Below are 16,860 nucleotides of genomic sequence, written 5' to 3'. Positions count from 1 at the left end.
CGTCCTTCCTCATCGGTCGTCGTGGTCGCTGCCGCCGGAAGCGGCGTCTTCGAGTTCGCGCAGGATGTGCTCCTCGACCAGGTCGGCGAGGGCGGAGACGGTGCGCGCGGTCAGAATGTCCCGCGGGGTCAGATCGACGGCGAACGCCTCCTTGGCCCGGGAGGCGATCAGCAGGCTGCGGACCGAGTCACCGCCCAGGGCGAAGAACTCGTCCTCCGCGCCGACCGGCGCCACCCCCAGCACCTCCGACCAGATCTCCGCGATGACCTCCTCGGTGGGGGTGCGCGGGGCGACATGGCCGGCCGGTGCGGTGGCGGCGGTGGTGCCGGGGCCGGGCGCGGGCAGCGCCGCGCGGTCGGTCTTGCCGTTCTCGGTGAGCGGCATCCGGTCCAGCACGGCGAACGCCGACGGGACCATCGGGCCCGGAAGCGTGCGGCCCAGATGGGTGCGCAGCTCGGTGTCGGCCGGGGCGGCGGCGCCGGGCGCGAGGACCAGATGGGCCACCAGCCGGCGCACCCCGGGCTCGTCCTCCCGCACCGTCACCACGGCCTCCGCGACGGCGGGGTGGCCGCACAGGGCGGTCTCCACCTCACCGGCCTCGATGCGATGGCCGTGCAGCTTGAGCTGGTGGTCGACGCGGCCCAGATGGTGGAGGCGGCCCCGGGCGTCGTAGCGGGCGAGGTCGCCGGTGCGGTACATCCGGGAGCCGGGCGGTCCGAAGGGGTCGGCGAGGAAGCGGGAGGCGGTCAGCCCGGCGCGGCCCAGATAGCCGCGGGCGAGCGAGGGACCGCTGACCCACAGCTCGCCGGGCACCCCCACCGGCACCGGGCGCAGCCGCGCGTCGAGCAGATGGACCCGGGTGTTGGGGATGGGCCGCCCGATCGGCGGCGGGGCCCCGTCGGCGTCGAGCGGCTCGGACCAGGTGGCCACCACGGTGGTCTCGGTCGGCCCGTACGCGTTGATCATGCGGTGGTACGGCGCCCATCGGGCGGCCGGTTCGGCGCCGCAGGCGTCCCCTCCCACGATCAGCGTCCGCAGATCGGGCAGCTCCCGCTCGGTACCGGCGGGCAGTGTCGCGAGCGCGGCGGGCGGGATGAGGGTGTGGGTGATCCGCTGCCGCCGCAGGATCTCCGCGAGATGGCCGCCCAGCAGCGGGCCGGGCTCGGGCACCACCAGGGCGGCCCCGGACGGCAGCGCCATGCACAGCTCCAGGACGGAGGCGTCGAAGCCGGGCGAGGAGAACTGGAGCACGCGGTCGTCCGGCCGCACCTGGAAGTGCTCGGCCTCGGCGGCGGCGAACCCGGCGATCCCGCGGTGGGTGACGACCACTCCCTTGGGGGTTCCGGTGGACCCGGAGGTGTAGATGACGTAGGCGGGGTCATCCGAATGGACGGCGCCGAGGCGGTCCTCGTCCGTGGGGCGGTGCGCCGGGCCGTCCGGCGCCCGGACCTCGGAGGCCCGCTCGATGACGAGATGCGGGGCGGAGTCCTTGAGCATCGACTCGATGCGCTCGGCGGGGTAGTCGGGATCGATGGGCAGATAGGCGCCCCCGGCCTTGGCCACCGCGAGCCGGGCGACGACGGACTCCACCGACCGGGGCAGCACCAGCGCGACGATCCGCCCCGGGCCCACGCCCTGTCCGATGAGGTGGTGGGCGAGGCGGTTGGCCCGGCCGTCCAGCTCCGCGTAGGTCAGCCGCAGGCGCAGGGAGTCCACCGCCACCGCGTCCGGGGCGCGGTCCGCCGCCGCCTCGAACAGCTCGGCCCACGTCGCCTCGGGCACCTGCCGGGCGGTGTCGTTCCAGTCCACCAGGAGCCGGTGGCGCTCGGCGGCCGGGAGGACGTCGAGTTGGTCCAGCGGCAGCTCGTCGGGGGCCGCGGCCAGCGCGCCGAGGAGATGGGTGAGCCGGTCCGCCAGCGCCTCGGCGGTGGCCTCCTCGAACAGCCGTGGATCGTAGCCGAGTTCCACCGACAGTTCGGATCCGGGCGAGACCACCACGGTCAGCGCGTAGTTGGTGGACTCCAGGGCGTTCAGATCGCGCACCCGCAGCCCGTGCTCGGCCGCGGCGGAGCTGTTGATGGGGTAGTTCTCGAACACCACCAGGCTCTCGAAGAGGTCCACCCCGGCCGGGAGTTCGCTCCAGCCCCGCAGCTCGGCCAGCGGCACATGGCCGAAGCCGCGCGCGTCCGCCTGGTCGGCCTGGAGCTCCCGCAGCCAGGCGGCGGTCCCCGCGGCGCCCGCCACCGCGCACCGCACCGGCAGGGTGTTGATGAAGATGCCGGTGATGTCGTCCGCGCCGGGCAGCTCCGCAGGCCGCCCGGAGACCGTCGTCCCGAAGCAGACATCCGACTCGCCGCTCAGTCGGGACACGAGCAATGCCCAAGCGCCCTGGACGATCGTATTCATGGTGAGCCGGTGCCGCCGGGCGAAGTCCTGGAGGGCGGCGGTGTCCTGCTCACCGAGCCGGTGGGACAGCCAGTGCGAGGACCGGGTCGCGATCTCCGGCGTCGGCCTGCGGTCATAGGGGAGGGGAGTGGGAGCGGTGAATCCCTCCAGGGCCTGCCGCCAGTGCGCCTCGGCGCGCGTATGGTCCTGACGGCCGAGCCAGCCGACGTAGTCCGCGAACGGCCTGCGGGCCTGGAGCCTCGGCTGCTCACCGGCGGCCAGGGCGGCATGCGCGGCGAAGACATCGCCGAGCACCTGGAAGACGCTCCAACCGTCCAGCAGCACATGGTGGAAGGTCCACAGCACCCGCACCTCACCGGGCGAGAGCCGGGCCAGGGTGACGCGGAGCAGCGGGGCCGCGGCGAGATCGATCCCGCGGGCGCGGTCCTGCTCCAGCAGCCGCTCCAGCGCGGCCGTGCGCTCGTCCTCCGTGCGGCCGGTCCAGTCCAGCTCCTCGACCGGTACGACCGCGGTCCGGCGCACGACCATCAGCGGCTCGGCCACATCGCTCACCACCACCTCGCCGCGCAGCACCGGGGTGCGGTCCACGACATGCTGCCAGGCGGCGGCCAGCACCCCGCAGTCGGCGACCCCGTCCAGGACGAAGGTCGCCTGCTCCACATAGAGCCCTTGGTCCCGCTGGGCCAGCGCGTGGAAGAGCAGCCCGGACTGGGTCGGGGTCAGCGGATGGATATCGGCCACGTCCCGGCCGTCGCCCGCCAGCCGGTCGACGGCCGCCTGGTCCAGCGCGGCCAGCGGGAAGTCCGAGGGCGTCCGCCCGCCCGCGTCGGGGCGGGTGCACAGCCGCACGATCGCCCGCAGCTCCTCCACCATCTCCTCGGCGAGCCGGCGCACCGTGGCGCGCCGGTGCAGCGACCGGGAGTAGGACCAGTTGAGTTCGAGCCGGCGGTCCGCCACCCGGCCGATCACATCGAGGAGATGCGGCCGGTCCGCCTCGGGGCTCATATCGCCCTCCAGCCCACCGGTCAGTGCGTGCAGCAGACCATCCGCCGCGGGCGGCTCCCAGTCCTGCTGCCCGAGGTAGTTGAAGCTGATCTTCGGGGCGGCGGGGAGGCCGGACGCGGCGGCGCCGGACAGATGGCGCAGCGCGCCGTAGCCCAGGCCGTTTCCGGGGATCGCGCGCAGCCGCTCCTTGACGGCCTTCAGCGTCCGCTCCAGCCCCCAGTCGGCGGGTGTCTCCAGCGCGACGGGGTACATGCTGGTGAACCAGCCGACCGTACGGGACAGATCGACGCCTTCGAAGATCTCCTCCCGGCCGTGCCCCTCCAGGGCCACCGCCACCCGGTCCCGGCCGGTCCAGCGGGCCAGCACCCGGCCCAGGGCGCAGAGCAGGACGTCGTTGACCCGGGTCCGGTACGCCCCCGGCACCTCCTGAAGCAGCAGCCGGGTCTCCTCGGCGCCGAGCCGGACGGTCACCTCCTCCTCGAAGGCCGCGGTGCCCGGGCCTTCGCCGTCCGTGGGCAGGTCGGTGCAGCCGTCGATGGCCGCCCAGTGGTCGCGCTCCGCGTCGAAGCCCCCGGCGGCGGTGTGCTCGCTCAGGCGCCGCGCCCAGGTGCGGAACGACGTGGTCTTGGCGCCCGGTTCCACCTCCTTGCCCGCGGCGAGCTGCCGGTAGGCGGTGTCCAGGTCCTCCAGCACGATGCGCCAGGAGACGGCGTCGACCACCAGATGGTGGGCCGTCAGCAGCAGCACGGGCCGCTCCCCCGCGCCCCGGGTGAAGAGCGCCGCGTGCAGCAGTGGCCCCCGGGCCAGGTCGAACCCGGCCCGGATCCGCCCGGCGGTCTCCCGCATCACCGCGTCCCGCCGCCCCGGCGGCACGGAGGACAGGTCGTGGAGGTCCAGCACCGGCTGGTCCTGTGGCGGGGCGTTGTGCTGGCGTACGGCGCCGTCCTCGGCCCGCTCGAACCGCAGCCGCAGGGCGTCGTGGTGGGTCACCACCGTGGACAGGGCGGCCCGCAGCGCGCTCTCGTCCACCGGCGCGGTCAGCTCGGCCGACATCGACTGGGTGAAGTGCCCCGCCGTGCTGGGCAGTTGCTCGAAGAGCCAGTGCTGGATCGGGGTCAGCGGCACCTCCCCGACGACCGGGTCCTGCTCATGGGCGGTCACCGTGGCCGGGGCCTCCCGCGCGGCGGTGGCCAGGTCCGCCACGGTCTGGTGGACGAAGAGATGGCGCGGGGTCAGCTCGATACCGGCCCGCCGGGCTGCGGAGACGATCTGGATGCTGAGGATGGAATCGCCGCCGAGGGTGAAGTAGTTGTCCTCCACGCCGATCCGCTCCACCCCGAGGACCTCCGCCCAGATGGCGGCCAGGGCCTTCTCGGTCTCCGTGCGCGGCTCCACATGGCCGGTGGCGCGGGCCGCCCAGACGGGGGCGGGCAGCGCCCGCCGGTCCAGCTTGCCGCTGGACCCCAGCGGCAGCCGGTCCAGGACGACCATGGCCGAGGGGACCATATGGTCCGGCAGGCTCGTGGTGAGGAAGGCGCGGATCGCGGCCGAGTCGACCGGCGGGGCGCCGGGGACCTGGACCACATAGCCCGCCAGCCGCTTGTGACCGCCGGTGTCGACGACGGCCGCGGCCGCCTCGGCGACATCGGGGTGGCGCGCCAGCGCGGCCTCGACCTCGCCCAGTTCGATCCGGAAGCCACGCACCTTGACCTGGTCGTCCGTTCTGCCGAGGTACTCCAGTTGCCCCCGCTCGTCCCAGCGGACCAGGTCGCCGGTGCGGTACATCCGGCCGCCCGCCGGACCGAACGGATCGGCCGTGAACCGCTGCGCGGTCAGCCCCGGCCGGCCGAAGTACCCGCGGGCCAGGCCCGGACCCGCCAGATACAGCTCGCCCGGCACACCGACCGGCACCGGCCGCAGCCGCGCGTCCAGGGCGTAGGCCCGGGTGGCTGCGACCGGCGCGCCGATGGGCGGCGTGCGGTCGGGATCGGCGGGGTCGCAGGTCCAGGCGGTGGCATAGACGGTGGCCTCGGTGGGCCCGTAGATGTTCGCCACCCGGCAGCCGGGGATGGCCGCCCGGACCTCCTGGACGGTGCGGGCGGCGAGCCCCTCGCCCGCCAGCACCACGGTGTCGGCCGTCACCGAGACCGACCCCTTGCCGAGCACCTGCCCGAGCGCCGAGGGCACGGCGCTGATCAGGCTCGCCGTCCAGGCTTCCGTCCGCTCGGCCAGGGTGAGCAGATCGCGCACGATCTCGACGGCGCCGCCGGCCAGCAGCGGGCAGAGGATCTCGAAGACCGACACATCGAAGTTGAGCGAGGTCGAGGCCACCACATGGGAGAGCCCCCGGGCGCCGAACTCCTCCCGCGCCCACGCGGCCAGCGCGGCCACGCTCGCATGGGCGACCACGACGCCCTTGGGCGTACCGGTCGACCCCGAGGTGTGGATGGCGTACGCCGGATGGCCGGGGTCCAGCGGGCGGCGCCGCTCGGCGTCACCGATGTCGCGCGCGGGCAACTCGGCCAGCCGCCGGTCGAACTCCGGGTCGTCCAGCAGGATCCGGCCGCCCGCCCCGGCGGGGATGCGGTCCGCCACGTCCCCGGTGGTCAGCACCGTGTCCGGGGCGATGTCGCCGAGCATGAAGGCGATCCGCTCCGCCGGATACGCCGGGTCGACCGGAAGATAGGCCGCCCCGCTCTTGAGCACCGCCAGCACGGCCACCACCAGCTCCGGGGTGCGCGGCAGCGCGAGCGCCACGAACCGTTCCGGTCCGGCGCCCGAGGCGATCAGCAGCCGGGCGAGCCGGTTGGCGCGCTCGTTCAGCTCCCGGTAGGTCAGCCGTCCGCCGTCGCCCATCACCGCCACCGCGTCCGGGGTACGGGCCGCCCGCGCCTCGAAGAGCGCGGGCAGCACCGCGTGCGGCGCGGCGGCGACCGGGCCGCTGAACCGGTCGAGGATCCCGCGCGTCTCGCCCTCGCCGATCATCGGCAGGTCGTCCAGCCGGCGCTCCGGATCGGCCGCCATCTCCTCCAGCAGCGTGCGCAGACACGCTCCCAGCCGCTCGATCGTCGGGGCGTCGAAGGCGGCGGGGTCGTAGTCCAGTGAGATCGACAGCCGCTCCTCGGGCGCCACCACGACGCTGAGCGCGAAGTTGGTGGGCTCCACATCCCGCTCCTGCCGGATGCCCAGGCCGTGGGCCGTGATGGCCTCGCTGTCGAACGGGTAGTTCTCGAAGACCACGATGGAGTCGAAGAGGCTCACCCCGCCGGGCACCTCGCTCCAGCTTCCCAACTGGGCCAGCGACACCGACTCGAAGAGCCGGGCCTCCGACTGCGCCGACTGGAGCTCCCGCAGCCAGTCCAGCAGCCTGCTCCGCCCCGCCACCCGGACCCGGGTGGGGATGGTGTTGATGAACACCCCGACCATGGACTCGACCCCCGGCAGCGCGGCCGGCCGCCCCGAGACGGTGGTGCCGAAGCACAGGTCCTCGGCCCCGCTGTACCGGGACAGCAGCAGCGCCCAGGCCCCCTGCACCACCGTGTTCATGGTCAGCCCGCCCCGCTGCGCCGTGATACGGAGCAGGGCGGACTCCTCGGCGCCGAGGCTGACCCGGTGCGAGCCCGACGAGGCGGTGCGGTGCGCCTCCGACACGGGCCGGTCGCGCGGCAGTTCGGTGGGCGAGGCGAACCCCGCGAGCGCCGTACGCCAGTACCGCTCGGCCTCCGCCCGGTCCTGCTCGCCGAGCCAGCTCAGGTACTCGCGGAACGGCCGGCGGGCGGGCACCACGGGCGCCCGGCCCGAGGTGAGCGCCGCATACCGCTCGCAGACCTCGTCGAAGACCTGTGCCGCGCTCCAGCCGTCGAGCAGCACATGGTGGAAGGTCCAGACGATCCGGACCTCGTCGGCGGACAGCCGGATCAGCACCAGCCGCATCAGCGGCGCCGTGGCCAGGTCGATCCCCTCGGCCCGGTCCTCGGCGAGCATGCGGAGCAGCTCGGCCTCGCGCCACTCCTCAGGCCGCTTCGTCCAGTCGTGGTGGACGATGCGGAGCGCCGCGCCGCGCGTCACGACCTGGAGCGGCTCCGGGGTCTGCGCCCACACCAGATGGGTGCGCAGAATCGGATTGGCGTCCACCGTGTGCCGCCACGCGGTGCCCAGCGCCTGCGGATCGCGCGCCCCGGTCAGCGTGAGCTGGACCTGGTTGACATAGGTGTCCGACGCCGGATCCATCAGCCCGTGGAACAGCATCCCGGCCTGCGTCGGGGTCAGCGGATAGATGTCCTCCACCGCCCGGCCGTCGGCGGCGATCCGGTCCACCGCGGCCTGGTCCAGCCGGGCCAGCGGGAAGTCGGACGGGGTCCGGCCGCCCGCCGCGGGGTCGGCGCAGTGGCCGATGATCTCCTCCAGCGCGCGCAGCATCCCCCGCGCCAGCCCGGCCACCGTCTCCTCGGAGTGCGTGCCCGAGCCGTAGTACCAGGTGATCTCCAGGCACCGGCGCTCCACCCGGCCCACGACGTCCAGCAGATGGGCCCGGACCGTGTCGGGCGCGGCATCGCCGCCCAGACCGTCGCGTACGGTGCGGACGAGACCGGTGTCCCCGGTGTCCCCGGTGTCCTCGGCCTTGGCCGACCAGTCGAACTGCCCGAGGTAGTTGAAGCTGATGCCGGGCCCGGCCGCGCCCCGGAGCCCCGAGGCGGGGTCGAGATGGCGCAGTGCGCCGTAGCCGACGCCGTGCGAGGGAACGGCTCGCAGTTGCTCCTTGACGGACTTGAGCGTCTCGCCCCAGCCGCCCTCGGCAAGGTCCAGGGCGACCGGATACAGGCTGGTGAACCAGCCGACGGTGCGGGACAGGTCCACCCCGTCCAGCAGATGCTCCTCCCGGCCGTGGCCCTCCAGGTCCACGGCGATCCGGCGCCGTCCGGTCCAGTCGCCGAGCACCCGGCCCAGCGCCGCGAGCAGCACATCGTCCACGCGGGTGCGGTAGACCTCGGGGACCTGCCGCAACAGCGCGTCGGTGCGCTCCCGGTCCAGCCGGACGGTGACCTGGGCCATGGACGCCACCGTGTTGTCGCCCTCGCCGTCCACGGGCAGCCCGGCCGCGCACTGCGCGGACACCGCCTGCCAGTGGGGGAGTTCGGCGTCGAAACCGCCGGTCGCGGTGTGTTCGGTCAGCTTGTGGGACCAGTCCCGCACGGAGGTGGTGCGCGGGCCGAGGTCGGCCCGCCCGCCCGTGAGCAGTTGCTGGTACGCGGTGTTCAGATCCTCCAGCAGCACCCGCCAGGAGACGCCGTCGACCACCAGGTGGTGGGCGGTCAGGAAGAGCGTCGGCCGCTGCCCGGCTCCGTGCTGGAACAGCCGCGCGGCCAGCAGCGGTCCCCGCGCCAGGTCGAATCCGGCCTGTGCCTCCGCCATCGCCGCGTCCTCGGCGGCCCGCCGCTCCGGCGTGCCGAGCCCCGACAGGTCGTCCTCCCGTAAGAGCGCGGGGCTCGTCGGCTCCGGCGGTGGGCAGTACTGGCGGGGGCTTCCATCGGCCCCGGGCTCGAACCGCATGCGCAGCGCGTCATGGTGGACCAGCAGTGCGTCGAGCGCCGCGCGCAGCGCGGGGAGGTCCGGATCCCGCTGGAGTTCGACGACCACGGACTGGTTGAAGTGACCCGGCCGGGCGGTCCGCATCCCGAAGAACCAGTGCTGGATCGGGGTGAGCGGCACCTCGCCGGTCACCGGCCCGGTGTCGGCCGCGGGTGCCGCGGTCGGGGTGGTGACGGTGGCGAGCGAGGCGATCGTGGGGTGCCGGAACAGCTCCCGGGGGGTGAGGGTCAGCCCCGCCTGCCGGGCGCGGGAGGCCACCTGGATGCTGAGGATCGAATCCCCGCCCAGATGGAAGAAGTTGTCCTCGGCGCCGACCCGCTCCCGGCCCAGCAGGGTGCCCCAGATCTCGGCGAGGGTCCGCTCGGTGTCGGTACGGGGCGCCACATATCCCGCCGTTCCGGCCGCGTCCGGGTCGGGCGAGGGCAGCTTGCGGCGGTCCACCTTGCCGTTGCGGGTCAGCGGCAGCGCGTCGAGGGTGACGAAGGCCGAGGGCACCATGTAGTCGGGCAGCAGGCCGCCCAGGAAGGCGCGCAGCTCCCCGGCGCCGGGCACCTCGCTACCGTGGACCGGCACCGCATAGCCGGTCAGCAGCGTACGGTCGCCCACGCGGGCGAGCGCGACGACCGCCTGCGCCACGGCCTCGTGGCGGGCCAGCGCGGCCTCGATCTCCCCCGGCTCGATGCGGAAGCCGCGGACCTTGAGCTGGTCGTCGGCGCGGCCCTGGAAGCGCAGTTCACCGTCGTCGGTCCAGGCCACGATGTCCCCGGTGCGGTACATCCGGGACCCGGGCGGCCCGAACGGATCGGCCACATACCGCTCGGCGGTGGCGCCGGGACGGCCGTGGTAGCCACGGGCCACCCCGGCGCCCGCGATGTACAACTCCCCCGGAATGCCCGGGGGTTGCGGCTGAAGGGCGCCATCGAGGACGTACGCCCGGGTGTTGTCCAGCGGCCGTCCGATGGGCAGCGAGCGTGGCAGCGCCTCCTCGGCGCGGAACGGGCGCCGGGTGGCGAAGGTCGTGGTCTCGGTGGGCCCGTAACCGTCCACCACGGTCAGCTCCGGGCAGGCCGCGAGCACCCGGCGCACCGCCCCGGAGGGCACCGCCTCACCGCCGGTCCACACCTCCCGGGCGCCGCGCAGCGCCTCCGGCGCCTCCTGTGCCACCAGCCGGAACAGCCCGGCGGTCAGCCACAGACAGCTCACCCCGTGCTCCGCGACGGCCCGCCGCACGGTGTCCGCGTCCACGTCCCCGGCGGGCGCCAGCACGGCCCGGCCGCCGCGCAGCAGCGGCACCCACAGCTCGTATGTCGAGGCGTCGAACGCCTGGGGCGAGTGCACCAGCACCCGGTCGTGGCCCGCGAAGGCGCGGTCCGCGACGAGGGCGGTCACATCGCGGTGGCGCACCGCCACCCCCTTGGGCCGCCCGGTGGAGCCCGAAGTGAACATCAGATACAGGGCGTTGTCGGGGGAGAGCACCACGCTCGGCGGCTCGGACGGGCCGTCGGCGCCCTCGCCGGACTCCACGACCAGGGTCCGCCCGCCGTCCGTGATGTCCGCCGCCGTGCGCTCCCAGGCGCGGTCGGTCAGCAGCAGCTCGGCGCCGGCCTCCGCCAGCACGCTCCGCAGCCGGTCCTCGGGGGCCCGGGTGTCCAGCGGCACGTACACCCCGCCCGCCTTGACGACCGCCAGCAGCGCCACCACCAGCTCCACCGACCGGTCCATCAGGACGGCCACCGGACGCTCCGGGCCGACTCCGTGGCCGATCAGCCGGTGGGCCAGCCGGTTGGCGCGGGCGTCCAGCTCCCGGTAGCTCACCGGGCCCGCCGCGCCGTCCAGGGCCGTCGCGTCCGGCGCACTCCGCACCCGGTCGGCGAAGAGCCCGGCCACCGTGGACTCGGGCAGCGGGACCGCGGTGTCGTTCCACTCCCGGAGCACCTGGTGGCGCCGCATGGAGGTGAGCATCGGAAGGCGTTCGGGCGCCCGGTCCGGGCCGTCGGCCATGGCCGTCAGCAGCACCGTCAGATACTCCGCCAGCCGCCGGGCGGTGGCCGTATCGAACAGCGCCGGGTCATAGCCGAGCCGCAGCGTCAGCTCGGCGCCGGGGTAGACCACCAGCGACAGCGGGTAGTTGGTGGTCTCCACGCCCTCCAGCTCGCGCAGGGCGAGGCCATGGGCGGCGGCGAGGTCGTCGCCGAGCGGATAGTTCTCGAAGACCACGATGGAGTCGAAGAGGTTCACCCGCTCGGGCAGACCGGTCCAGGACCGCAGCCGGGTGAGCGGTGCGAAGTCGAACCGCCGGTCCTCGGTCTGCCCGGCTTGCACCGCGCTCAGCCAGGACAGCAGGGTGGAGCCGGCCGGCACCGTGAGGCGGGTCGGCACGGTGGTGATGAACAGCCCGTTCATCGTCTCCACGCCCGGCAGCTCCGGCGGCCGCCCGGACACCGTGGTCCCGAAGACGACGTCCTCGTGCCCGGACTGCCGGGCCAGCAGCAGCGCCCAGGCGCCCTGCACCACGGTGTTCAGGGTGAGCCCCTCGCCCCGGGCCAGCTCCTGAAGCCGTCCGGTGGTGGCGGCGGGCAGGGTGAGCCGGATGTCCGCGGTGGACTCGGCGTGATGGCTCTCGGTGGGCTCCCGGTCGTACGGCAGCGGGGTGGACTCCGTGAGGTCGCCGAGCCGGGCCCGCCAGTGCTCCTCGGCCGCCGCCCCGTCGCGCTCCCGCAGCCACGCCACATAGTCGCTGAACGGACGGCGGCCGGGCAGACCGGTGGCCGGCGCCGCGCCAAACGCCCCGGCACGCGCCCGCGCATGGCAGTGGAAGACATCCGAGAGCACCTGGAAGAGGCTCCAGCCGTCCAGGATCAGATGGTGGAACGTCCACACCACCTGGACCTCGGTGGCCGACAGCCGGGCCAGCGCCAGCCGCGTCAGCGGGGCGGCGGCCAGGTCGAGACCGCGCTCCCGGTCCTCGGCGAGAAACCTGCGCAGCTCCTCCCGGCGCTCGTCCGGTCCGGACAGATGACGCCAGTCGAGCAGGGTGACCGGGATCCGCACCCCGCGCTCCACCACCTGGACCGGCTCCGGCACTCCCTCCCACACCACGCGGGCGCGCAACACCTGCGTACGGTCGGCGACCTGCTGCCAGGCCGCGGCCAGCGCCGCCGGATCGGGCACCCCGTCGAGGACGAAGCTCAACTGCTGGAAGTAGGCGCGCCGGTCGTCCTGGGCCAGGCCGTGGAACAGCATGCCCGCCTGGGTGGGGGTGAGCGGGTAGATGTCCTCCACCGTGCCGCCGTTCCCCGCCAGCCGGTCCACGGCCACCTGGTCGAGGGTGGCGAGCGGGAAGTCGGACGGGGTGCGGCCGCCCGCGCCGGGCGCGCTGCCGTGCCGGGCGATCTCGCACAGCGCCGCGCGGAACTCCTCGGCGAGCCGGGCGACCGTCTCCTCCCGGTGCAGATTCCCCGAGTAGAACCAGGTGAACTCCAGGTCGTCGCCCTCGACCCGGCCCACCACCTCCAGCGGATGCGGGCGCCGCGAGTCCGGGTCGGCGTCCAGGGCCAGTTCCCGGTGGAGACCGCGGAAGAGCCCGTCGGCACCGCCCGGCGCCTCGAACCGGCCGAGGTAGTTGAAGCTGATCCCGGCGGTGGGTCCGTCGGGAAGGCCCTCGCCATCGAGCAGATGGCGCCGCACGCCGTAGCCCAGACCACGCCGTGGCACGGCCCGCATCTGCTCCTTGACGGACTTGAGGACCTCGCCCCAGCCGCCCTCCGGGAGGTCGAGCGCCACCGGGAAGCGGGTGGTGAACCAGCCGACCGTACGGGACAGATCCAGGTCCGCGAAGAGCTCCTCGCGGCCGTGGCCCTCCACGTCCACCGGCACCCGGGCGCGCCCGGTCCACCGGTGCAGCACCCGGGTCAGCGCGCTCAGCAGCACATCGTTGACCTGCGTCCGGTAGACCTCGGGCAGCGTCTGGAGCAGTGCGGCGGTCTCCTCCGGGCCGAGCCGGACGGTGACCGACCGGGCCGAGGCATAGGTGTTCGGCCCCTCCGCTCCAGTCAGGTCCATCGGCAGCGAGGCGTCGCAGGCCCCGGCCAGGCCGGACCAGTACGCCTCCTCGTCGGCGAACCCGCCCTCGGCCGCATGGGCGGTGAGCCGCTGCGCCCAGCGGCGCAGCGGGGAGGACTTCGCGGGCAGCCCGGCCCCCTCGTCCCGGGCCGCCCGCCGGTAGGCGCTGTCGAGATCCTCCAGGAGGACCCGCCAGGACACCCCGTCCACCACCGCGTGGTGGACGGTGAGATGGAGGACCGGACGCGGCCCGGCGTCCCGGTCGAGCACCGCGCGCAGCAGCGGTTCCCCGGCCAGGTCGAAGCGGCCCAGACGCGCGCCGCCGGTGGTGGTCAGCGGTACGCGGACGGCCGCCGCGCCCTCGATCCGCTGGTGCCAGCCGCCGTCCCGGCGGTGGAACCGGGAGCGCAGCGCGTCATGGTGTGCCACCAGCGCGTCCACGGCGTGCCGCAGCGCGTCCTCGTCCAGGTCCTCGGGCAGCACCAGGGAGATGGTCTGGTTGAAGTGGCCGGCCCGCTCGGGGTCGGTGGTGAACAGCCAGTGCTGAATGGGGGTCAGCGGCAGCTCCCCGGTGGCCGTCTCGTCCCCGTCGGAGCCGGGCGGCCCGGCCGGGGCCGTGGTGGTGTCCAGATGCAGGGCCAGCGCGGCGACCGTCTGGTGGCGGTAGACATCGCGCGAGGTGACGGCGAGCCCGGCCTGCCGCGCCTGGGAGACCAGTTGGATGCTGAGGATCGAATCGCCGCCGAGGGAGAAGAAGTTGTCCTCCACGCCCACGCGCTCCACCCGCAGGACCCGGGCCCAGACCGCCGCCAGGGTCCGCTCGGTGGCGGTGCGGGGCGCCACATAGCCCGGTGCCGCGGCCTTGGCCCAGTCCGGTTCGGGGAGCCGGCCGCGGTCCAGCTTGCCGCCCGGGCTCAGGGGCATCCGCTCCAGGACGACGACCGAGGCGGGCACCATGTAGTCGGGCAGCGAACGCCGCAGGAAGCGCCGCAGCCCCGCCGGGTCCGGCGCCGCGCCCGTGGCGGCCACCACATACGCGATCAGCCGCGTATGCCCGTCCGTCTCCCTCGCGACGGCGGCGGCCTCGGCGATGTCGGGGTGGCGCAGCAGCGCCGTCTCCACCTCGCCCAGCTCGATCCGGAAGCCGCGGATCTTCACCTGGTCATCGGCCCGGCCCAGGTACTCCAGCCGGCCCTCGCTGTTCCAGCGGACCAGGTCCCCGGTGCGGTACATCCGGCTGCCGGGCCGCCCGAAGGGGTCCGCGAGAAAGCGGTGGGCGGTCAGCCCGGGCCGCCGCAGATAGCCCCGGGCCAGGCCCTGCCCGCCCAGATACAGCTCACCGGTCACCCCGGGCGGCACCAGCCGGAGCGTCGGGTCCAGGACATAGACGCGGGTGCCCGCGACCGGGCTGCCGATCGGCGGGGCCTGCGACGGCGCCCGGCCGTCGCAGAACCAGGCGGTGGCGTACACCGTGGCCTCGGTCGGCCCGTACAGATTGGCGATCCGGCTGGACGGCATGGCCTCCCGGATGTCCCGTACGGTCTGGGCGGGCAGCGCCTCGCCCGCCAGTACGACCGTCCGGGCCCGGGCCGCCGGGGGATCCTCGCCCAGAAGCCGGGAGAACACCGAGGGCACCCCGCTGAGCAGCCCCCGCGCCCGCGGCCGCCCGCCCGGATCGGTGAGGGCGAGCAGATCCCGTACCACCTCCACGCTGCCGCCGGCCAGCAGCGGGCAGAGGATCTCGAAGACCGACACATCGAAGTTGAGCGAGGTCGAGGCGACCACATCGGTCAGCCGCTCACGGCCCAGCTCCGCCTCGGCCCAGGCCGCGAGCGCCGCCACGCCGCGGTGGGTGGCCACCACGCCCTTGGGCCGGCCCGTCGAGCCGGAGGTGTAGATGACATACGCGGGATGGGCCGGGTCCAGCGGACGGATCCGCTCCCCGTCGGTGATGTCGCCGTCCGTGAGCCCGTCCAGCTCGGCGCGGACCGCCGGGTCGTCCAGCACCAGCGGTTCGGCGTCCGCGGGCAGGCAGCCGGCCGTTCCGGTGGTGGTGAGGATGGTCGAGGGCGCGGCGTCCTCCAGCATGAACGCGATGCGCTCGGCCGGATAGCCGGGGTCCACCGGCAGATATCCGGCGCCCGACTTGAGCACCGCCAGCAGGACGACGACCAGCTCGGCCGAGCGGGGCAGAGCGAGGGCCACCAGCCGCTCGGGACCGGCGCCCCGGGCGATGAGCAGCCGCGCCAGCCGGTTGGCGCGCCGGTTCACCTCGTCATAGGAGAGGGCGGTGTCCTGGCAGGTCACGGCGGTGGCGGCCGGTCGCCGTGCCACCTGGGCGGCGAAGAGATCGGGCAGAGTGGCCTCGATGGCGGCCTGCTCCGGCCCGTTCCAGGCGTCGAGCATCGCATGCCACTCGGCGTCGGCCAGCATCCGCAACTCGGCCAGGGTGGCGCCCGGATCGGCCACCATGGCGGTCAGCAGCCGGTGCAGATGCCCGGCCATCCGCTCGATGGTGGCCACGTCGAACAGATCGGAGTTGAACTCGGCGGTCAGACCCAGCGAACCGTCGTCGCGGGGCAGGAACTCCAGCACCAGATCGAACCGCGCGGCCGGGCGCGGCAGGGAGTGCTCGGTGATCCGCACACCCGCCGCCTCCTGGGCGGGCACCATGGCGCTCTGCTGCACCACCAGCGCCTGCACCAGCGGATTGCGGCTGGGGTCGCGGCGCGGAGCCAGCTCCTCGACGACCCGCTCGAACGGCAGCCGGTCATGGCTGAAGGCGTCCAGCACCGTCTCGCGCATCGCGTCCAGGAACCGCTCGACGGTGCTGTCCCCGTCGACATCGGCGCGCAGCACCAGGGTGTTGACGAAGAATCCGGCGACCGACTCCAGCTCCTTGCGGTGGCGTCCGGCGGTGACGGTACCGAAGGCGATGTCCCGCTGGCCCGAGTAGCGGGAGAACAGCACCGCGACGGCGGACGCGAGCAGGGTGAACAGCGTGGTGTCCCGCTCTCTGCCGAGCCGGGTCAGCCCCGCCACCAGTTCGGCGGGCAGCTCACGGCGGTGCACCTCGCCCGCGGTGGTGCGCACCGGCGGGCGCGGGCGGTCGGTGGGCAGCTCCAGCGTCTGCATCCCGGCCAGCCGGCTCCGCCAGTACTCCAGGTCGGCGTCGTCCGGGGCGATGGCGGGACGGCCGCGCTCCCAGGCCGCGAAGTCCGGGTACTGGAGGGCGGGTTCGGTGAGTTCGGCGGCGGTTCCGGACACCTCTGCGGCGTAGAGCGCGGCCAGCTCGCGCACCAGCACCCCGACCGACCAGCCGTCGGTGACGATGTGATGCTGCGCCAGCAGCAGGATGTGCTCCTCGTCGGCGAGCCGGATCAGCAGCGCCCTGGTCAGCGGCCCCTGTCGCAGGTCGTAGGGGCGGTTCAGCTCGCCGGTCAGGGTGTGTTCGAGCGCCTCGGCGCGCTCCCGCGGCGGATGCCCGCCGAGGTCGACCCGGTCCAGCGGTACGGTCCCGTGCGCGGCCACCTGCTGCACCCCGTGCCCGTCCACGGTGGCGAAGGTGGTGCGCAGGGCGTCATGGCGGGCGGCGAGCCGGTCCAGCGCCCGGCGCAGCGCCGCCGCCTCCAGCGGGCCGTCGAGCCGCAGCCCGGCCCCGGTGTTGTACTCGGTGCCGCCGGAGGTCAGATCGTCCAGGAACCACAGCCGCCGCTGGGCGGCGGACAGCGGCAGCGGACGGTCGCGCGGCGCGGGCGGGATCGGCGCCTCGGGCGCCACGGGTCCGTCGGCGGCCCC

At 74.4% G+C, this 16,860-nt stretch carries 1 protein-coding gene; it reads right to left on the bottom strand.

Translation table 11 applies throughout. The annotated features are described in order from the left end of the window. Positions 1-9: 9 nt before the first annotated feature. Entirely contained in the window at positions 10-16,842 is a 16,833-nt protein-coding gene (locus KN815_RS08930; RefSeq protein WP_253208847.1) for a non-ribosomal peptide synthetase, read from the bottom strand. Between the last annotated feature and the right edge of the window lie 18 nt (positions 16,843-16,860).

Source organism: Streptomyces niphimycinicus, assembly GCF_018883605.1.
GTDB classification, from domain to species: Bacteria; Actinomycetota; Actinomycetes; order Streptomycetales; family Streptomycetaceae; genus Streptomyces; species Streptomyces niphimycinicus.
Note: the sequence above shows the minus strand (reverse complement) of the source record. Positions and strands in the feature narration are given on the sequence as shown.